The following is a 19,675-nucleotide window of genomic DNA, read 5'->3' as shown; positions in this document are numbered from 1 at the left end:
AGCTATAGGAGGCCCATCGTGACTAGCGCAAGCACTGGCACCAAGGTTCGTCAATGGTTGATGACCGGTGTTTCATACATGATTCCATTTGTTGCCGCAGGTGGAATTCTCATCGCCATCGGATTCCTGCTCGGAGCTATCGGGTTCGGAACTGACGGTATTCACGCGTACGACGCAGAGAAGATGCAGATTGCAGGTGACTACGACGTTCTAAACATCGGTTACTGGGCATTCGTTATCTTCTGGTTCGGTAAGGCTGCATTTGCCTTCTTCGTTCCAGTTCTAGCTGCTTACATCGCGTATGCAATCGCTGACCGCCCAGGTCTGGTCCCAGGTTTCGTAGCCGGTGCACTTGCTACCGGTCTTGACGGAAACCCACTGGGCACCGGCACCGGCTTCCTCGGCGCAATCCTCGGTGGTTTCATCGCCGGTGGTGTTGCTCTATGGATCAGCCGCTGGTCAGTACCAAACTGGATTCGTCCAGTTATGCCAGTAGTTGTAATTCCACTACTCGGCTCTCTAATCACCGGCCTTGCAATGGTTCTAGTTCTGAAGGCTCCAGTTTCAGCTCTAATCAACGGCCTCACCTCATGGCTTAACGGTCTATCCGGCGGTGCGCTTGCAGTTCTAGGTCTAATCCTGGGTCTGATGATGGCATTCGACATGGGTGGCCCTGTCAACAAGGTTGCTTACACCTTTGCCGTTACTGGTCTAGCTTCTGCTGGTGCTGCTGCATCCGCAACCGAGTTCCAGATCATGGCAATCGTTATGGCTGCTGGTATGACTCCTCCACTAGGTCTTGCTCTAGCTACCACCCTTCGCAAGAAGGCATTTAGCGAGTCCGAGCAGGAGAACGGTAAGGCTGCATGGCTACTAGGTGCATCCTTCATCTCTGAGGGTGCAATCCCATTCGCAGCAGCTGACCCAGCTCGCGTTATCCCATCGATCATGATCGGTTCCGGTGTGACCGGTGCAATCGTTGCTCTATTCGGCAACGAGCTTCGTGCACCTCACGGTGGAATCTTCGTGTTCCCACTGGTTAGCGACTGGTTCACCTATGTTCTCGCAATCGCCATTGGTACCGTAGTGACCGCTCTGCTGGTCCTGGTTGCCAAGGGCATCGGAAACAAGGCAAACGCCTAAGCACTAAATCAACAAGCAAGGCCCCTGGAATCCCAGGGGCCTTCGCTTTGCTTGCTAGCATTCGTTAGCTAACTAAATTAGGTGGGCTGATGCACGTAGCGATCTTCACAGATCTGCACCCGATGAGCCTTGGTGGACTGCAAACCTCCGTTCGACTCCAGCGCAAGTACCTTGAGCGCATGGGGGTCGAGGTGACAATTTTCTCCTCCAAGAGCTCTAAAGCCGAACCCAGCGACAAAACCGTAATCCTCCCATCGCGCAAGGTCTCCCCGGACGGCGAATACGCAACCATGTTCAATGTTCAAAAGGCTTATCAGGTTGCTAAGCGAGAGTTTGATCGCCGAAAAATCGACATCATTCACCTCCAGGGTGATTTTGCTACTGCTGCGATTGCCCTAAAACTGGCAAGAGACTTCGATATCCCACTTATCCACCACGCTCACACCAACATCGATGTGGTGTTGGAACGCATCCTGGGCAAACGACTAAACGCCAGATTGTTCAATTTTGCCGCTCGGCTTTACACCTCGAATACCGGACTGCCTAAGACCTCGGTAGACAACGGCTGGGAATACATGGCCCTCACCTACCCAAATGCCGATCTAGTTATGGTTCCGAGTAATCACTTTGCTCAGACCATCAAAGACAAGGGCATCGCGAACAAGGTTGAGGTTATGCCCAACGGTGTCGACGACGATGCAGTGGCAAACATCTCTCGCAAATTACCCGTGCCGGGCCAGCCGATTCGATTTATTTGGGCGGGTCGCTTTCTGAGAGAAAAGCGCCTGTTGCAAACAATCAGGGCCTTCAAAAAGGCTGGATTGAATGCGGAGCTTCACATCTATGGCACCGGCCCATTGGAAAAACCGGCCAAGAGTCTTGCCCGAACCCTGAGGATCTCTGACAAGGTGAGCTTTTTTGGTCGTGTGGATAGGGACCAGATGATGCAGGCCTTTGCCGATTCGGACGTGGTTTTGCAAACCTCCATCGGCTTTGAGACTCAAGGTATGACCGTTTTCGAAGCGGCGGCGTTCGGGACTCCGGCGCTGTGTTGCGATAAGCGCGTGGCCTCAGAGCTGAAAGCAGGACACTACTGGGTCACAGACGATGAGAGCATCGAATCACTGGCCAACGCCATGCAGCAGGTTCACAACGACATTTCATCGGGAAACGCCAAGCGAGACTCGTCTGATCCCGGATGGCTCCTTCAATCCCGCATCACAGCAAAGATGGTTGGCATCTATACGGGTTTGATCCAAGCCAGGCGCTAGCGGCCGAGGATTCGCAACGGCAAGCGAAGTAGCTTCAAGCGCTTCGGCGTTCTGCCCAACGGCTCTAATTCGGCAAAAGGCTCTCTGGATTTCGTCGCAAGTAGCACGAGGAGAACCCAACCCGCTTCGATCAAAAGCCTGGATTCCGTAAGCGATTGGGCAGCAATCACTAAGAAACCAAAGAGTGGGTAGAGATAAAGCGGACTGGTGTGTCTCACGGCAACTGCCCAGAGTCTTACAAAAACCGCAATCATGAGCCAAACCAATAGTCCAAGACCCAAGACTCCCAGCTGCATCCAGATATCTAGATAGGCGTTGTGGGCCTGATACATCGGAACTCCATTGATGGAAATCAAGCCCTCGAAAGGCTCGGTTCCTGGAATCCAATAACCAGTCCAGCCCCAGCCCTCTATGGGTTTTTCCCAAATCAGGCCTAAGACCTTCTCCCAAATCTCAAATCTGCCGGTCGCATCTGGAGAGCGACCTAGGAGGTCGAAGACCCAGTCACGGAAAACAACCCCGAACAAAGTGGCTATTCCCAAAGCCAATAGAGCTATCCGATAGATGCGGTGACGCGTTGGTCTCGGACGACCCTCGGAGAGGATCGCGACAATTGCAGCGAAGGAAATTAGACCTACGGCGACTGTCATGCCGGCACTCTGTGCCAATAAAGCCATCGAGAGCGCTAGGGCTAGCGATAAACCGGGGAGCCACTTGGATCGATCGGTGACAATCAGCTCGATTAGAAAAAGCAGGGCACCCAGTACTGAAGTGAAGGCGAGCAGGTTTGCATTTCCCATGATTCCCTGGATTCGCTCCAGCTCAAAAAGGTTTCCCTGCACCCACAGATAGCTGGCATGTGGAGGTTCCGAACCGGAATAGTTTGGAAACAGTGGGGCGATTGGCCCAGCGAGCGCCGCGTAGATCTCAATTAGCAGTGAGCTACTTAGCAAGAACCGAATGGTGTTGCTAAGGATGTGGAGTAACTGTCTCCAACTGAATTGATTTGCCAAGAAAAGTGCAAAAAGGCTGGCCGTTATTTGGAGGCCAAGTGTGACTAATGTGATCGCTTGGTATTGAGACCAAATCACGCTCAAAAGCATCAGCAGCATTAGGAACGCTAATGGCAGCGGGATTCGAGCCAGGGTCTTTGCTGGATTCTTCACTGCAAGAGCAATCACGGTCCAAATAGTTAGGGAAATAACGACAGCTGACCAACCCCACCAGCTAATTGAATATCGAATGGCGTCTGGGGCCAACACGGTAAACAGTCCCAGGTAGGCCAAAAGCGCGGCCACTTTATAGCGCTTCGAAGTGCGGTCAAATGGGATCCGAATCGGCTGTGTGATTGGGATCGATGAGGTAATTGACTTCGCTGACATAATCTCTAACTGCCCAATGGGCTAGCTAAGAATACCGCCATAGACTTTGGACATGGACCTCAAATTCCCAGCTGTAACCAATCCTGAAGCCGTTCCCTCGCTGCGCTGGGGAATCGTCGGGCCGGGTGGCATTGCCAAGGTATTCATGGCTGCCGTGCAGAAGCACACCAAGCAGCAAATTCACGCGGTTGCCTCTAGAACCGATGGCCTTGCCCAAAGCGTTGGTGGCGAGTTTCACATTCCTCTAGTTCTCAATAGTTACGAGGAGCTGGTAGCTCACCCAGAGGTAGATGCCGTATACATCGCAAGCCACATGAAGGACCATTTTGAGCATGCGATGTTGGCCCTGGGTGCGAACAAGCACGTTTTGATCGAGAAACCAATCACCTACCAGCCTGCCGAGGCCAGAGAGATTTTTGCCACAGCAAAGTCCAAGGGGCTGCTCGCCATGGAGGCAATGTGGACTAGGTATCTGCCCCAGTCCTATTTGATCCGCGAGTTGATCGCGAGCGGTGAGCTGGGATCACCTGAACTTTTGACCGCATCCTTTGCAACAGACAACAGGGCAATCCCAAGGCTTTGGCAAAAAGGTGGCGGCGGTATCGCATTCGACATGGGCATCTACCCAATCGCCATCGCCCAGCAGTTTTTGGGCAACCCAATCAAAATCACTGCTCGCGGTCAGGTCACCGAAACCGGCATGGATGCTGAGTCTCACGTACTTCTTGAGTACGCATCTGGAGCCAGGGCGAACCTTGTCATGTCGGGCATAGCCTCTCTTCCAATCACCGCGTCCTGCTCATTCGAAAAGGGTTTGGTCTTGATTGACGAGCCATTCTTGGCACCATCGGGTATTCGAGTCAGGGACAAAGAGTTCTATTTCTCAGAACGGGCAATCAAAGACAATTCTTCGATCCAGGGTCACGAGGGCTTGAGCTACCAGGCAACAGAGTTTGCCAGGTACGTGGCTGAGGGGAGAACCGAGTCTCCGGTTCACACTCACGAGGACACTGTGGCAAATATTGAGGTCGCACTAGAAATTACGACCCAGCTTGGGGCCAGTCCTTTTTAGGCGGTTTCAACCAGCTGAGCGACTCGTTGCGGAGAAATTCTCAAAAGCACACCAATATCGCGCATGCTCAAACCCTCGTCACGGAGTCTTGAGACAACATCACGAATCTCCCTGGATGCCTCTTCCTGGAGTCTGCTTGCCTCGCGCATCTTCTCCTGAGCCTGTTCAAGATCACACATGATGCCAGGCATTGAAGTCTCAACCTTGACGATCACATCGCAACGATCGATGCCCTGATACTCGTGAACCAGATCCTTGATTTGCTCGGTTGCAAGGTCTAAGCGCTTGCTTGAAATCAGCAGATTGTCTAGCTCCGGGACGCGAACGCGCCAGGCGCCCGCCTTGCGTTCACACTCTGCTTTGATTTCCATCTTCAAAAGAGTATCAAAACAAGAAAAAATAATGTAGGGTTGTCAAGAATTATCAAGCCCCTCTAGATAAAAAAGGATTCAAGTGGACATTTTCATCATCATCGCCGGATTTGCAGTTTCGGCTTTCACCGCATTCGCATTCTTCAAGGCTGGCAAGTTCAAGGCCACCTCCAGCAAGGAGACTTTGCTTAAGGCAGGTTTTGGCTGGATTGAGAAGATTCCATTCGGTGTGGTCCGCCTAATTGCTTGGCTAGAAATCCTTGGTGCAATTGGTGTGGTTGTTGCTCCTATCGGTTACCTACTCGGCTACGCGTGGGCAATCTGGTTCGCAATCGCTGCAGCAGTTGGTTTGGCTCTCACCATGGTCGGTGCCATTTGGGTTCACGCAGCTCGCGGTGAAACCAAGTACACCCTGAAGATGAACCTCAACTTGCTAGTTGCCTCATTGGTAACCGCAGGTAGCTGGTTCGCCCTAACTCTGATCTAGAAACCGAAACGGCGGGTCGGTCATCCGACCCGCTTTTTCATTTAATCTGGCAAACTTCAACTGGTAATTGGAGGGCAAGCATGAGTAAAAAGTGGACTTTCTTGGGTCACCACGCTCACGTACTAATTGCCATCGACGCTAACCCGGACTACAAGATCGAAGAGTTAGCCCAAATTTTGGGTATTACAACTCGATCTGTCGTGAATGTTTTGAATGACCTGGTTGAGGGTGGCTACCTGGATAAATCCAAGGATGGCCGTCGTAACCACTATGAAATCAATCGATCTCAACCCCTTCGTCACCTAACCAGTGCAAACAAGACCGTGGGTGACCTAATCGAATATCTGGGCAAATTCGAATAAATCTTGGAGTTTTGGAATAATTAGAAAATAATAGAAATATATTTCTAGTAATTATTTTCTAATAAGGAGACTCTTGGACGTCCCACTCTGGCTATGGCTAACCGTTTTTGGCTTGATTCTTGGCATGCTCGCCGTCGACCTATTCGCCCACCGCCACGCATCCGTCATCTCTTTGAAAGAGGCTGCCTGGTGGTCAGTGGTTTGGGTTTCTCTGGGCATCGCCTTTGGCGGTCTGATCTGGTACCTCTACGGTGCAGAGCTCGGCCAGCAATATTTCGCAGGATTTGTGATTGAGAAATCACTCGCCGTCGATAACGTCTTCGTTTGGGCGATTATTTTTGCTGCGTTCTCTGTGCCAAGACAGTTCCAGCACCGAGTGCTTTTCCTGGGTGTTTTGGGAGCCTTGATTTTCCGAGGCATCTTCATCGCACTCGGCTACACGCTTATCAAGAGCTTTGGCTGGGTTCTTTACCTCTTTGCTGCATTCTTAATCTGGACAGGTATTCAGATGATGCTCAAGCGCAATGAGCACATGGACCCCACCGAATCCAAGTTCCTGAAGCTGTTCCAGCGCTTCATACCGACCGCAGACAAGTTCTATGGGCAAAAGCTCCTTGTGCGTAAGGCGGGTGTCGTTTTGGCCACACCGCTATTACTGGTACTGGCTTTGGTGGAGTTCACCGACATCATTTTCGCTGTTGACTCAATCCCGGCCATCTTTGCCGTCACTGATGAGCCATTTATTGTCTTCACGGCTAACGCCTTCGCGGTATTGGGTCTTAGGGCTATGTACTTCTTGCTCGCTGATCTGATTCACCGATTCGTGTACCTGAAGGTGGGTCTCTCGGTAATTCTGATTTGGGTCGGTATCAAGATGGCACTTCACGATGTCTACAAAGTCCCAACCACTCTGTCTCTAGCAGTGATCATCGGTGTAATTGCCATTGCAGTGATTGCCTCCTTGATCAAGACCAAGGGGCAAGCCCGTCACGAGGCCGAGGTGGAGCACAAGCAGGTGTTCGAAATTGCGACCGAAGAGGAGATTTCACAGCTCGAGCCAGTATTTGGAAAGCGGACTAAGAGCTGATGCTTTGGGAGGTTGCGCTTCAAAACCTAACTTCCCCACCGGTATTGGCATTCGCGCTCGGACTGATTGCTGTCGCGATCAAGTCTGATCTGCGTCTACCAGAGGCCGTGTATCAGGCGCTCTCCATTTACTTGCTCCTCGGTATTGGTATCAAAGGAGGCGTCGCCCTTTCCCAATCAACACCAGGCGAAATTTGGCTGCCAATCCTAGGAGCACTGGGTTTAGGTCTCGTGGTGCCTTGGTTGGCATTCCAGGTATTGGGGCTAACGACGAAGCTTGACCAAATCAACCGTGGTGCGGTGGCTGCCCACTACGGTTCAACCTCCTTGGTTACCTTCACCGCAGCGCTCATCTTTTTAGATGCCCAGCAGATTTTTGTTGAGGGATACGTCACTACCCTGCTCGCGATCCTCGAGATTCCCGGCATCATCGTCGGACTAATGCTGGCATCCAAGGGTCTTGGTCGCTCAGTCAACTGGGGAGAGTCACTGCGAGAGGTGTTGACCGCGCGATCCATTGTGCTGCTGGCCGGAGGTCTGGCTCTGGGGCTGATCACCGGTACGGCTGGCTACACAAGGATTGAGCCCTTCTTCGGTGCCCTGTTCACTGGGGTGCTGACACTCTTTCTTCTTGAGATGGGGATTGTTGCTGGTCGAAGAATCCCGGACATCAAATCTGCGGGCATCGGTCTAGTTGGCTTCAGCCTAGGTTTCCCACTCCTCGCAGGATCCCTGGGGGTCCTGACCGGTCACCTGACCGGAATGGGCATTGGAGGCAGTGCTGTGCTTGGAGTTCTGACGGCCTCCGCCTCATACATTGCAGCGCCAGCCGCAGTCCGACTGGCATTGCCAGAGGCAAGCCCAGGTATCTACCTAACGGCTAGCTTGGGCATTACGTTTCCCTTTAACCTGATTGTTGGGATCCCGCTTATGGTTTCACTAAGTGGGCTAGTGGAAGGTTTGGGGCTGTGAATCTCAAGCAACGCAAGTTGGTGACAATCGTTGCCGAAGCAGCACTGGAACCGAGATTGATTCGGGATATCACTGCTCTTGGCGCAAAGGGCTACACGATCTCCCCCGCCCATGGGGCAGGACCCAGAAACCAAAGAAATGGTGACCTTGAAGGTGGCAACATCAGGATTGAAATCGTCGTGAACAACGAGGTCATGGGCAAAGTCCTAGAGCTTCTAGAGACCAATTACTTCCCGCACTATGCCTGCTCGTGCTGGGTGAGCGCCGTTGAAGTACTCCGGGATGAGCGCTACTGACGCTTCCTTTTTGGCCAAGTCAGAATTATTGAGCTGATAACTAGGCCTAGAAAAGGGATGATCCCGAGGGCCCAGCTGACGCTAATTCCCCAAGCGGCCAGTAAACCGGTAAGCACGTTGAAAACCATCGAAACCCAAAACTTTACTTTGCCGATTCTGGTCAAGATGGCCATGGCCACAGTCAAAAGACTGAAGACAATCAATCCGAGAAATATCGCGCTGACGAGAGCTGCTAGCGATTCCATGTCTAGATTCTGTCCTAACTAACCCCTGTTTTTCCGCTTGAGCAAAAAGAAAAGGTGTGGGAGTAGCGATCCCAGCAAAAGCGTTAGGTAAAACTCCCAGACATCGGAACCAAGAGAGACCAGGAACAAGAGCCCCCAGACCTATGTTCAAAACAATCAAAGCCAAGAACCCGAGCCTCATTGATCCTCCATAAATGCCAAACCCCTGGCTAGCCAGGGGTTTGGGTGCGGTCAAAAACTAGTTGATACCTGGCTTTGCCTGGTCCTTGCACTTGCAGCTTCCTCCGCAGCAATCAGTCATAGTCAACATAATTACCACCTCCGACTTGAGTATAAGCCTGCACACCAGAGATTTAGTGCCCCAAGCAATAGGCTTCAGCCATGAAAATTACTGTCTCGACCTCTGTTTCAGCGCCACTAGCTACCGTATGGGCTGCTTACGTCACACCAGAGGACATTGTTCAGTGGAATGCCGCTTCAGACGATTGGCACACCACCTCTTCAACTGTTGATTTGCGACCCGGGGGTAAGTTCAGCTCTCGCATGGAAGCCAAGGACGGGAGCTTTGGCTTCGACTTCGAAGGAAGCTATACGAACGTGATAGACCACGAGCTAATCGAGTACTCCTTCGGCGATCGTGGAGCCCAAGTGAGATTCGAAGAAGCTGACGGTGCAGTTCTGGTAACGCTTGAGTTTGATGCCGAGACCGAAAATCCTGTTGAGATGCAGCGCGAGGGCTGGCAGGCGATCTTGAATAACTTCAAGCGGCACGTAGAGGGTAAATAGCTGCGAACACAGCGCTTTTTGGAGGTGTTTCAGTGACTGAGACCGTGGCTGAGGAAATCGATGGGATTATTGCCAGTCAACCGAACTGGCGCGGTGAGACGCTCGCCGAACTAAGGGCGCTGATTCTCGATGCCTATCCAGAAATCAGAGAGGCAGTGAAGTGGAAAATGCCTTCGAAACCCCTTGGTTCCCCAACCTGGGAGGCGAATGGGATTGTTTGCGTTGCTGACTTCCTGAAAAACGCCGTGCGGCTAACTTTCCCAAAAGGTGCGCAAGTACCCGACCCATCCAAACTCTTCAATGCTCGCCTAGATAGCAAGGTAGCGCGAGCAATCGATTTTATAGACGGCGACAATTTTGACCGCGGACAGTTAAAGCTTTTGATTCGCGCGGCAGTCGAGGTAAACGAATAGAAAAAACCCCTCCCGAAGGAGGGGTTTTCACTTTGTGGAGACTAGGGGGGTCGAACCCCTGACCCCCTGCTTGCAAAGCAGGTGCTCTACCAACTGAGCTAAGTCCCCATAGCGAGCAATTTCCCAGTGGAAAGTGCTCACCGTGGGCCTAGGAGGACTTGAACCTCCGACCTCTTCATTATCAGTGAAGCGCTCTAACCACCTGAGCTATAGGCCCGTAGAGCATCACAACATTACTAAAGATTGTCAAAAGTGACAAACCAAAGTTTTTAGTTGTTTGTAAAGGTCAGCGCGATGCCCCCAACAACCTTGCCAATGACGTTGAAAATGGCCGCCCAAACAGCCGCAAGCGCGGTGGTCAGGATGATGTTCAACAGTGCCAGCGAGACCGCGGTTCCCATTACATTTCCGAGCGAGAAGTCTGACTCCAGGTTCACTGGAGTTGACTCGCCAAGGATTGATGAAAGCAGTCGTCCGACAGAGGCAAAGATTCCGCTGTTTGAGAGAACCGCCCAGATCAAGAATGCGCCGACCAGCGTGGCAATGGCGAGAGCCAACGATACGAAGAAGCCGACCTTTACCGCTGACAGCACGTCGATCGAATAAAGCTTGAGGCTTACCTTCTTGACCGGCTGCTTTGGGGCGCTACTCCGCTTGAACATCGACGCCATCGGTTACTCCTTCGGATTCGTTATCCCCCGAGCTTTCAAGGTTTCGCTCGGTATTCCTAGCTAACGAGAGTACAGAGTCTGACTCATCGAATCTAGCGAATACGACCCCCATGGTGTCACGGCCCTTTGCAGGCACTTCATCAGCGTTGGTTCGGATTACCTTGCCAGATGCCAGCACAACCAAAACCTCATCGGTTTCATCCACGATCAGAGCGCCAACCAGGTCTCCACGCTTCTCGTCCAGCTTGGCGACCTTGATACCGAGGCCACCACGCTTCTGAACGCGATATTGATCAGCACTGGTGCGCTTTGCATATCCACCCTCGGTGACCACGAACACGAAGCCAGCCTCGCCAATAACGCTTGCGCTGAGAAGTTCGTCGCCCTCTCGGAAGGCCATACCGATTACACCTGAGGTGTCACGGCCCATTGGTCTTAGCGAATCATTGCCCGCACTGAAGCGAATTGACATTCCCTTGCGAGATACCAGGAGCAAGTCATTCTCTTCACTGACGAGCATCGCGTTCACAAGCTCATCGCTTTCGCGAAGCTTGATTGCGATGATGCCACCGGATCTAGGGGTGTCGTAAAGCTCAAGAGCGGTCTTCTTCACAAGGCCGGATCTGGTTGCTAACACCAGATATGGAGACTGCTGGTAATCCTTTAGATCCAGCACCTCGACCACTCGCTCATCAGGCTGTAGTGCAAGCAAGTTGGCCACGTGCTGGCCCTTGGCATCTCTTCCACCCTCTTGAACCTCATAAACCTTGGAACGATAGACCCTGCCCTTATTAGTGAAGAACATGAGCCAGTGGTGAGTAGTGGAAACGATGAAGTTCTGAACCACATCGTCGGCACGCAGAGTTGCACCCTTTACGCCCTTGCCACCACGGTGTTGAACGCGGTAATTGTCGCTGCGGGTTCGCTTAATGTAGCCACCAGCGGTCAGCGTGACCACCATCTCCTCTTCAGGGATGAGGTCTTCGATGCTCACGTCGCCATCAAAACCAGGCATGATCGCAGTGCGGCGCTCATCGCCATACTTAGCGACGATCTCCTCGAGCTCTTCGGAAACGATGGAACGCTGTAGCTCTTCACTTGCGATGATCTTGTTGTACTCACCGATCAAGCGCTCGAGCTCGGCGGCCTCATCGATAATCTTCTGACGCTCTAGCGCAGCCAGCTGTCTGAGCTGCATGTTCAGGATGGCTCTGGCCTGCAGCTCATCAATTTCCAGCAGCTTGATCAGGCCGTCACGCGCATCCTCAACAGTTGAGCTCTTGCGGATCAACGCAATTACTTCGTCCAGTGCATCCAGCGCCTTGAGGTATCCGCGAAGGATGTGGGCTCTTTCTTCGGCCTTGCGGAGTCTGAACTGAGTTCTGCGAACAATGATCTCAATCTGGTGCTTTACCCAGTGGGTAATGAAGCCATCGATCGCCAAAGTACGAGGAACGCCGTCAACCAGGGCCAACATGTTGGCACCGAAGTTTTCCTGCAGCTGGGTGTACTTATAGAGATTGTTCAAAACAACACGAGCAACGGCATCGCGCTTGAGCACAATTACAAGTCGCTGACCAGTTCTACCTGATGTCTCGTCGCGGATATCGGCAATTCCCGCGAGTTTGCCTTCCTTTACCAGCTCGGCAATCTTCAAGGCCAAGTTGTCCGGGTTTACCTGATAAGGGAGCTCGGTGACAACCAGGCAGGTTCGTCCGTGAAGTTCCTCAACGTTTACAACCGCTCGCATTGTGATCGAACCGCGACCGGTGCGATAGGCATCTTCGATGCCCTTTCGACCAAGGATTTGCGCTCCGGTTGGAAAGTCCGGACCCTTGACAATCTTTAGCAGCTCTTCGACCAGGGCCTCGCCCTCAAGAGCTGGGTTCTTCAGCGCGAACTGGGCGGCCTGTGCGACCTCTCGGAGATTGTGTGGCGGGATGTTGGTTGCCATACCAACAGCAATACCGATAGACCCGTTGACCAATAGGTTCGGGAATCTGGATGGCAGGATGGTGGGCTCTTGTGTGCGGCCATCGTAGTTGTCCTGGAAATCAACGGTTTCCTCGTCGATGTCACGCACCATCTCCATAGCAAGAGGAGCCATCTTGCACTCGGTGTAACGAGGGGCAGCGGCCGGGTCGTTTCCTGGAGAGCCAAAGTTACCCTGGCCGGAAACCAACGGGTAGCGGAGGTTCCAGTCCTGAACCATGCGAACCAAGGTGTCATAGATGGCAGCATCACCGTGAGGGTGGAACTGACCCATGACATCTCCAACAACACGGGAGCACTTCGAGAACTGCTTCTCTGGGCGGTAGCCACCGTCATACATTGCATAAAGCACGCGGCGGTGCACCGGCTTTAGGCCATCTCGAACATCGGGTAGGGCGCGACCGACGATAACGCTCATTGCGTAGTCGAGGTAACTACGCTGCATTTCGACCTGAAGGTCGACCTGTTCTACCTTGTCAATCTGATTTTCAGTCATTTTTCAAATCTCCTAAGGCCTAGATGTCCAAGAATCGAACGTCTTTGGCGTTGCGCTGTATGAAGTTTCTGCGAGATTCGACGTCCTCACCCATCAACGTCGAGAAAATCTCGTCAGCTAGAGCGGCGTCATCAAGGGTGACCTGAAGCAAGGTTCTGGTCGCCGGGTTCATGGTGGTGTCCCACAGCTCGTCGTAGTCCATCTCTCCAAGACCCTTATAACGCTGAATCGCGTTCTCCTTAGGGATCTTCTTGCCAGATGCCTGACCTTCAGCAAGCTTCAAATCACGCTCTGCGTCAGAGAAGACATATTCGTGTTCAGCGTTTGACCACTTGATTCGGTACAGCGGAGGTTGTGCCATGTAAACGTAACCGTGCTCGATTAGAGGTCTCATGTATCTAAATAGCAGGGTTAGCAACAGGGTTCTGATGTGCTGACCATCAACATCCGCGTCTGCCATCAAAATGCATTTGTGATATCGGATCTTCTCAACGTCGAAGTCTTCACCGATACCAGTTCCGAAGGCTGTGATTAGTGCTTGGACCTCTGTGTTTGCGAGGGCTTTGTCGAGTCTTGCCTTCTCAACGTTCAAGATTTTTCCGCGAAGCGGCAAAATCGCCTGGGTTTCGGGATCACGACCACGTACCGCAGAACCACCGGCCGAGTCACCCTCCACGATGTAAATTTCAGAGACTTTGGGGTCTCGAGAGGAACAGTCGCGAAGCTTTCCTGGCATTCCACCAGACTCCAAAAGCCCCTTACGACGAGTTGCCTCGCGGGCCTTTCGCGCAGCCAGTCGAGCGGTTGCGGCTTGAATTGCCTTCCGAACAATTTCCTTGGCTAGGTTCGGGTTGCGCTCAAACCAGTCACCGAGCTTGTCATTAACAACTCGCTGCACAAACGCCTTGGCCTCGGTGTTGCCAAGCTTGGTCTTGGTCTGACCCTCAAACTGTGGCTCGGTTAGCTTCACCGAAATAACCGCGGTTAGACCCTCACGAACGTCATCACCAGTTAGGTTGTCGTCCTTTTCTTTCAACAGGCTCTTCTCACGAGCGTATTTGTTGAGTAAGCCGGTCAACGCAGCACGGAAGCCCTCTTCGTGGGTACCACCCTCGTGGGTGTTGATTGTGTTTGCGTAAGTGTGGACACCCTCGTTGTAACCGGTAGTCCACTGCATCGCGATTTCAACCGAGAGGTTCTTCTCCTCGGTCTCGGCTTCAATGGAGATGATCTCGTCGTGCACAACCTCAACCTTTTTGGCTGCGTTTAGGTACTCGACATAATCACTTAGACCGCGCTCGTAGTGATACGTGTCGTTTTGACCATCTCGCTCGTCCATCAGCGAGATCCTCAGTCCCTTGTTTAGGAAGCACATCTGCTGGAATCTCTGGCGCAAAGTCTCGTAATCAAACTCGACGGTTTCAAAGATCTCTGCCGAGGGCACGAATTCGATGGTGGTTCCGGTTCTATCGGTCTCTTCACCCTTAGCCAATGGGGCGTCTGGGACACCAATTGTGTAGCTCTGTCTCCAAACAAAGCCTTCACGGTGAACTTCTACCTTCAGGTGAGTGGAGAGGGCGTTTACAACCGACGCTCCCACGCCGTGAAGACCACCTGATACCGCATAGCCGCCGCCACCAAATTTTCCACCTGCGTGCAAAACGGTCAGAACAACCTCAACTGCAGGTTTCTTTTCGACAGGGTGCATGTCGACCGGGATACCGCGGCCGTTATCGGTCACCTTGATGTGACCCTCTTTGGTGATTACAACCTGGATGTTGTCGCAGTAGCCAGCTAGTGCTTCATCAACAGAGTTGTCGACAATTTCATATACGAGGTGGTGGAGGCCGCGCGGTCCGGTGGACCCGATATACATTCCAGGGCGTTTTCTAACAGCCTCTAGTCCTTCAAGGACCTGGATGGCGCCAGCGTCATAATTTTTTTGTGGTTCTGACATATTAAGTTGCTTTCCGGTCTGGGTTAGTTCCGGTGAAATGCGACCCTGGGGATCGACTTATATTCGGGTTGACTAACCCCTGAATTCTACCTTTGAGCACTGACAATGCTGGGATATCGGCATCATCCGTAAGTGTCGCGAGGACCCCTTCCGGGGACAGATCTGGGTCCCTTTTTCCAGCTCGGAACATTAGGCCCAATAATCTTCAGTTTTTGAACCCCAAGGGTTGGAAAATCAGAATTTATTCGCTCCAAAAGTTGAGCTTCTAAAAGTCTTAGCTGGGTTGCCCAAGCCGTGCTGCGGCAGCGAATCGTCAGCTCGCCATCACTGAGATCCTCAGGAGTCGATGCGTCTGCATTGGTCTTTCCCACCACCTTCTCCCAGTTTGAGAAAAGTTCTGCTTTGGTGATGTTCAAACCCCAGTTGAAATTTGAGAAAAGTTGTTCTACCGAATTACCCGCCATTACTGGATCTCGACCTTTGTCAAAGGGCTGAGACCCTTTAGATCTTGAGTCACGACGTTTTTGATCTCGGGTGACGAAGTTTTTCGAGCTACCCAGAAACTCTCGAAAGTAACGGTCTATAGGCTCAAAGTTGAGCAATTTGGCCACCTCTAACAACCTCGAACTCCCTGGCCCAGTCAATCTCTGGCGTGGACGCTCTGTCTGCACTGGTGATGATTACTTGCTCATAGTCGGAAACGAACTCAAGCAGTCGATTTCTTCTGCCTGAGTCCAAAACAGCGAAGACATCGTCGAGGATCAAAATAGGGTCGCCGGTCAGAGTGTCTTGTCTCAACAACTCTGCCATGGCTAGTTTCAGACCTAGCGCTAAAGACCAGGCCTCACCTTGTGATGAGTGCGTGCGAGTTGGTAAACCTGATTTTGAGATCAACAATTCGTCCCTATGTGGACCCACTAGGGTGAGACCTCTTTCGATCTCCTTGTTTCTGACCGCTTTGAGTTTCTCGTGAAACATTTGCTCTAGTTCAGCTGCATTAGCTGAAGTTAGGACCTCCCCGGATTCGTCGTTTCCGATATTTAGCTCTAGCTGAAGCTCGATCGCCTCGCTGCTACCAGATAAAGCGGCGTAGAAACGCTGCAGTAGAGGAGCGATAAGTTCCAATAACTCAAGTCTTGCCAATGAAATCTGTGTGCCTAGCTTTACAAGCTGTTGATCCCAAATATCTAGCGTGGTGAGGTCTATATTTTGCTGTCCCTTAGCGCTTTTCAAGAGAGCATTGCGCTGCTTCAAAACCCGGTCATAGTCCGACTTAACGAGAGCAAGCCGTGGTTTTAGCTGAGAAGTAGATTGATCCAGAAACCTTCTTCTGTCTGCACGATCTCTCCTTATTAGATCTAGGTCCTCGGGCGCAAATATCACCGTCTTTATGAGCCCTAGAAACTCACTTGTTCGCTTTTGCTGGTTGCCATTTATGAAGTATTTGTTGCTGGTGCCGATGTTTATCTCTGCGCCCAAAAGCAGTGTTCGTTCTTGATTTTGGACCTCGGCAACAACCACCGCTTTGGAATGGCCGGTTTGTAGAAGGGTCTTGTTGTCTGAGTTTCTGTGCGATTGCAACTCAGATAGAAAATAAATAGCTTCAGCGAGATTTGTTTTGCCGTTTCCGTTATCCCCAAACAGCAGATTCATGCCTTCCGAGAACCCGACATCTAGGTTTGCGTAGTTTCTGAAACTCTCTAGCTTTAGAGATCTAACCCACACTGCTCAGAGCTAACTAGGAAACTAGGAGGTTTGGTTGTAGCAGGTATTTGTAGTTGTTGTCGGAGTTTGCAGCCGTGATCAAAACCGGTCCTGGTTTGTTTGGATTGGATGGGTTTTGGGTGAACGCGATTTTTACGTTCTGGGAGTCAACTCCAGAAAGGGCATCAGACAAGAATTGAGGTCTAAGCGAAACGGTGGTCTCTTCTCCGCTCAGTGATGCTGGAACCTGCTCTGAGGCCTCCGCAACATCAGAACCTATCGATTCGAGGCTTAACTCAGATTCTGTGAACTTGTATCGAAGCGGCTTTTCGCGATCTACAACTAGGGCTACTCGCTTTGTGGCGTCGGCCACGTCCGAAGTCTTCAAAACTGCGAAGTGTTCTGATTGGGCAGGGAAAAGTTGAAGCACTGCAGGGTATTTGCCCTTTATCGTTGCAGTTGACACACTCTTCGAGCCCGCGCTAAAACCAACCAGATCGCGTTCGTTTGCGGAAAAAGCGATTTCCAGATCTCCCTGGTGGGAAAAGGTTTTCGCTATTTCCTGGAGAACTCGTGCTGGGATTAGAACTTCTTTTTCGGTTGCAGCACCCTGCCATGGCAGCGATTTGACGGCAACACGGAAGCGGTCAGTGGCGACCAGAGTGAGATCCTTCGCAGTTGCACTAATCATCACAGCCGTAAGTACTGGTGTTACTTCTTCTTTTGACGCCGCAATTGCTACTTGGGCGACAGAGTGGGCGAAGTCTGCGGCCGAAACCTTGCCTGATGCTGTTGGCATTGCTGGTACGTCTGGGTAGTCGGTAGTTGACATGGCAGAAAGGGTGAATTTGCTACTACCGGAGCTCAAACCAAGTCTTGATTCACTTAGGTTGAAAGACACGGTGTCTCCAGGAAGTTTGGAAACAATCTCAGCGAGAAGTCTGGCTTGGACAAGAACGCTGCCCGGTTGATCGACAGCGGCAGAGATTTCCACCTTCGCGGAAACTTCGTAATCAAATACGGATAGAACAACCGCATTGTCCTTGGCTGAGATCATCACACCAGAAAGCTGGGGAAGTTGTGGTTTTGGGGAGAGCATTCGAACCACAAATGAGATTGCGTCTGAGAGAACTTCTCGATCAGCTTGAAATTTCATAGTTTCTTCCTAGGACGGTTCTTTATCTTGTCACAAGAAGCACACAACTAAGGAAAAGCAAAGTTTTGTGATTTTCAAAAAGTTCTATATCTCTATAAAAACAACATTAACCACTGTTGAAACTGTTCATAAGTTTGAACTGCTCTTGTAATTACTAAAAACTACAACGGTGTAAGTTGTTCACAGCTCTGTGGATAAATCTGTTGATAACTATTGTGAATGTGGATAACTTTCTCTATTTTCACAATCTCAATCGCTTTAGTAACAATAAAACCCCACTTATCCACAGGTAAGCAGGGTTCTTTCCACAGTCTTTTTTGAAAACTATTTAGTTTCTTCTTTGATCTTTTCGATAATTTCAGACACCTGGTTATAGATGTAGCGACGCTCCCTCATCAGTTCGCTTACTTTTTTGGTGGCGTACATAACTGTGGTGTGATCGCGACCACCAAAATGAGTGCCAATTTTTGGTAGCGAAAGATTTGTTAGTTCACGACAAATATGCATTGCAATTTGTCTTGCCAAGGCGACCGCTTGCTGTCTTCCAGAACCAGTGATTTCCTCCGGGCTGAGCTTGTAGTACCTGGCAGTTGCAGTGATGATGGACATTGGCGAGATCTGAGTCCCGTCTGATGCCGAGTAGCTGTCCTTTAGGACCAGCTGGATTAGATCCATGTCTATTGGTTGGCGGTTTAGGTTAGCGAAGGCTGTCACGCGGATGAGGGTTCCCTCAAGCTCGCGAATATTGGACGAAATCCTCGTTGCCATGTACTCGATGACATTGTCTGGGATTGAAATTTTTTCTTGAGCGGCTTTCTTTCGCAGAATGGCGACTCGTGTCTCAAATTCTGGAGCTTGAATATCTGTAATTAGACCCCACTCAAACCTGGAGAGCATGCGCTCTTCAAAACCGGCAAGTTGCTTTGGTCTCAGGTCCGACGTAATCACAACCTGCTTGTAGTGATCATGGAGTGCATTAAAAATGTGAAAAAAGGCTTCCTGGGTTTGATCTTTTCCCTGAAGAAACTGAATGTCGTCCACAAGCAAAATGTCTACATCTCTGTAGTGGGCCTGGAACTCAGCTGTCCTGTTGTTCTGAATCGAGTTAATGAAGTCGTTAGTGAACTCTTCCGAAGATACGTATCGAACTTTTGTTTTTGGCTTTAGGTGCATGGCGTAGTGGCCAATTGCGTGAAGAAGGTGTGTTTTACCAAGTCCGGAAGATCCGTAAATGAAGAGCGGGTTGTATGCCTCGGCCGGCGCTTCTGCAACCGCGAATGCAGCAGCATGAGCAAAACGGTTGGAGCCACCGGTCACGAAATTCTCAAATGAGTACTTTGGATTCAGCCCCGACGCCACCGCACTCGGCACTGGTCCGGTAGCGGGATCCCGCTCGTACTCGATAACCCTTGGCTCATAGGCCACCTCGGTTTTGACCGACACCTGCAGCTGCTCGTTCGTTATGGCGATGAAACTTGTCGGGCCACCAAATTCAGCTAATTCATCTAATGCACCCAGGATCTGCTCGCGAAGGCGCTGTTGCAGCATGACCCGTGTGGTCTCGTTGGGGACCTCTAAATAAAGCGTGTCGTCGAGCACACCTTTCGGAACCGCCAGATCCAAGTGACCTTTGAGGTGAGGGGTTACCAGCTCATCCAGCGCCACTCGAGAAACCAGCCTGTCCCAGGCGGTTACTAGCGCTGCGTCGGCCACGATGCTCCTAAAAACTGAAGGTTATCCACAGATTTTTGCACAGATCTAAAGGTTGTGGACAAACCCTAGATTTTCTGTGGATAACTTGTAAAGCGAATCC

General features: G+C 51.3%; 20 protein-coding genes and 2 tRNA genes. 10 read left to right on the top strand and 12 right to left on the bottom strand.

Translation table 11 applies throughout. From position 1 onward, the window contains the following. The first annotated feature begins 18 nt into the window (after positions 1-18). Together OO713_RS00110 and OO713_RS00105 are read left to right on the top strand one after the other, a co-directional pair. The gene (locus tag OO713_RS00110) at positions 19-1,143 is read left to right on the top strand and encodes a PTS fructose transporter subunit IIC (protein ID WP_264785540.1); all 1,125 of its coding nucleotides are present in this window, start codon (positions 19-21) and stop codon (positions 1,141-1,143) included. A gap of 89 nt (positions 1,144-1,232) precedes the next feature. Further along, on the top strand, positions 1,233-2,414 hold the full coding sequence (locus OO713_RS00105) for a glycosyltransferase (protein ID WP_264785539.1): 1,182 nt from the start codon (positions 1,233-1,235) through the stop codon (positions 2,412-2,414). On the opposite strand, the gene OO713_RS00100 is transcribed toward OO713_RS00105, so the two are convergent. Continuing rightward, on the bottom strand, positions 2,411-3,796 hold the full coding sequence (locus OO713_RS00100) for an O-antigen ligase family protein (protein WP_264785538.1): 1,386 nt from the start codon (positions 3,794-3,796) through the stop codon (positions 2,411-2,413). The genes OO713_RS00105 and OO713_RS00100 overlap by 4 nt on opposite strands. A 52-nt stretch (positions 3,797-3,848) precedes the next feature. Here OO713_RS00100 and OO713_RS00095 point away from each other — a divergent pair, with 52 nt between their 5' ends. Then, positions 3,849-4,868, top strand: a complete 1,020-nt coding sequence (locus OO713_RS00095) for a Gfo/Idh/MocA family oxidoreductase (protein ID WP_264785537.1) — start codon at positions 3,849-3,851, stop codon at positions 4,866-4,868. On the opposite strand, the gene OO713_RS00090 is transcribed toward OO713_RS00095, so the two are convergent. Next, on the bottom strand, positions 4,865-5,239 hold the full coding sequence (locus OO713_RS00090; RefSeq protein ID WP_264785536.1) for a hypothetical protein: 375 nt from the start codon (positions 5,237-5,239) through the stop codon (positions 4,865-4,867). The genes OO713_RS00095 and OO713_RS00090 overlap by 4 nt on opposite strands. A gap of 82 nt (positions 5,240-5,321) precedes the next feature. Here OO713_RS00090 and OO713_RS00085 point away from each other — a divergent pair, with 82 nt between their 5' ends. From OO713_RS00085 to OO713_RS00065, 5 genes are all read left to right on the top strand, one after another. Continuing rightward, on the top strand, positions 5,322-5,726 hold the full coding sequence (locus OO713_RS00085) for a DoxX family protein (protein ID WP_264785535.1): 405 nt from the start codon (positions 5,322-5,324) through the stop codon (positions 5,724-5,726). An 80-nt stretch (positions 5,727-5,806) separates the two neighbouring features. Further along, positions 5,807-6,088, top strand: coding sequence for a helix-turn-helix domain-containing protein (locus tag OO713_RS00080; RefSeq protein ID WP_264785534.1), 282 nt, complete (start codon positions 5,807-5,809; stop codon positions 6,086-6,088). A gap of 73 nt (positions 6,089-6,161) precedes the next feature. Next, positions 6,162-7,175, top strand: a complete 1,014-nt coding sequence (locus tag OO713_RS00075; protein ID WP_264785533.1) for a TerC family protein — start codon at positions 6,162-6,164, stop codon at positions 7,173-7,175. Further along, complete coding sequence (locus tag OO713_RS00070) at positions 7,175-8,146, top strand: sodium-dependent bicarbonate transport family permease (RefSeq protein WP_264785532.1); 972 nt, start codon at positions 7,175-7,177, stop codon at positions 8,144-8,146. The genes OO713_RS00075 and OO713_RS00070 overlap by 1 nt, the downstream gene beginning before the upstream one ends. Then, a complete protein-coding gene (locus tag OO713_RS00065) occupies positions 8,143-8,442 on the top strand; it encodes a transcriptional regulator (protein ID WP_264785531.1) in 300 nt (99 codons plus the stop codon). The genes OO713_RS00070 and OO713_RS00065 overlap by 4 nt, the downstream gene beginning before the upstream one ends. Here OO713_RS00065 and OO713_RS00060 read toward each other — a convergent pair. After that, positions 8,436-8,687 carry a hypothetical protein gene (locus OO713_RS00060; RefSeq protein ID WP_264785530.1) on the bottom strand — a complete coding sequence of 84 codons (252 nt, stop codon included), beginning with the start codon at positions 8,685-8,687 and terminating at the stop codon, positions 8,436-8,438. The genes OO713_RS00065 and OO713_RS00060 overlap by 7 nt on opposite strands. Before the next feature lie 381 nt (positions 8,688-9,068). On the opposite strand from OO713_RS00060, the gene OO713_RS00055 reads away from it, so the two are divergent. Beyond that, complete coding sequence (locus OO713_RS00055; protein WP_264785529.1) at positions 9,069-9,473, top strand: SRPBCC family protein; 405 nt, start codon at positions 9,069-9,071, stop codon at positions 9,471-9,473. A gap of 32 nt (positions 9,474-9,505) precedes the next feature. Beyond that, positions 9,506-9,886: a DUF1801 domain-containing protein gene (locus OO713_RS00050; protein WP_264785528.1), complete on the top strand. Its 381-nt coding sequence runs from the start codon at positions 9,506-9,508 to the stop codon at positions 9,884-9,886. Positions 9,887-9,921: 35 nt separating this feature from the next. On the opposite strand, the gene OO713_RS00045 is transcribed toward OO713_RS00050, so the two are convergent. The 9 genes from OO713_RS00045 to dnaA form a co-directional block, all read right to left on the bottom strand. Continuing rightward, positions 9,922-9,994, bottom strand: a tRNA-Ala gene (locus OO713_RS00045). A 35-nt stretch (positions 9,995-10,029) separates the two neighbouring features. Beyond that, positions 10,030-10,103, bottom strand: a tRNA-Ile gene (locus OO713_RS00040). A 52-nt stretch (positions 10,104-10,155) separates the two neighbouring features. Beyond that, complete coding sequence (locus OO713_RS00035; protein ID WP_264785527.1) at positions 10,156-10,557, bottom strand: DUF3566 domain-containing protein; 402 nt, start codon at positions 10,555-10,557, stop codon at positions 10,156-10,158. After that, positions 10,532-13,045, bottom strand: coding sequence for a DNA gyrase subunit A (gene gyrA / locus OO713_RS00030; RefSeq protein ID WP_264785526.1), 2,514 nt, complete (start codon positions 13,043-13,045; stop codon positions 10,532-10,534). Before gyrA ends, OO713_RS00035 begins: the two co-directional genes overlap by 26 nt. A 19-nt stretch (positions 13,046-13,064) precedes the next feature. Then, positions 13,065-15,002, bottom strand: coding sequence for a DNA topoisomerase (ATP-hydrolyzing) subunit B (gene gyrB / locus OO713_RS00025; protein ID WP_264785525.1), 1,938 nt, complete (start codon positions 15,000-15,002; stop codon positions 13,065-13,067). 122 nt (positions 15,003-15,124) lie between these two features. Beyond that, the gene (locus tag OO713_RS00020) at positions 15,125-15,604 is read right to left on the bottom strand and encodes a DciA family protein (protein WP_264785524.1); all 480 of its coding nucleotides are present in this window, start codon (positions 15,602-15,604) and stop codon (positions 15,125-15,127) included. Continuing rightward, positions 15,591-16,727 carry a DNA replication/repair protein RecF gene (recF, locus tag OO713_RS00015; protein ID WP_264785523.1) on the bottom strand — a complete coding sequence of 379 codons (1,137 nt, stop codon included), beginning with the start codon at positions 16,725-16,727 and terminating at the stop codon, positions 15,591-15,593. Before recF ends, OO713_RS00020 begins: the two co-directional genes overlap by 14 nt. Positions 16,728-16,740: 13 nt before the next feature. After that, the gene (dnaN, locus tag OO713_RS00010) at positions 16,741-17,862 is read right to left on the bottom strand and encodes a DNA polymerase III subunit beta (protein WP_264785522.1); all 1,122 of its coding nucleotides are present in this window, start codon (positions 17,860-17,862) and stop codon (positions 16,741-16,743) included. 324 nt (positions 17,863-18,186) lie between these two features. Next, a complete protein-coding gene (dnaA, locus tag OO713_RS00005) occupies positions 18,187-19,575 on the bottom strand; it encodes a chromosomal replication initiator protein DnaA (RefSeq protein WP_264785521.1) in 1,389 nt (462 codons plus the stop codon). Between the last annotated feature and the right edge of the window lie 100 nt (positions 19,576-19,675).

The organism is Aquiluna sp. KACHI24 (assembly GCF_025997915.1).
GTDB lineage: Bacteria > Actinomycetota > Actinomycetes > Actinomycetales > Microbacteriaceae > Aquiluna.
The sequence above is the reverse complement of the archived record's forward strand: the minus strand, read 5'-3'. Positions and strand labels throughout refer to the sequence as shown.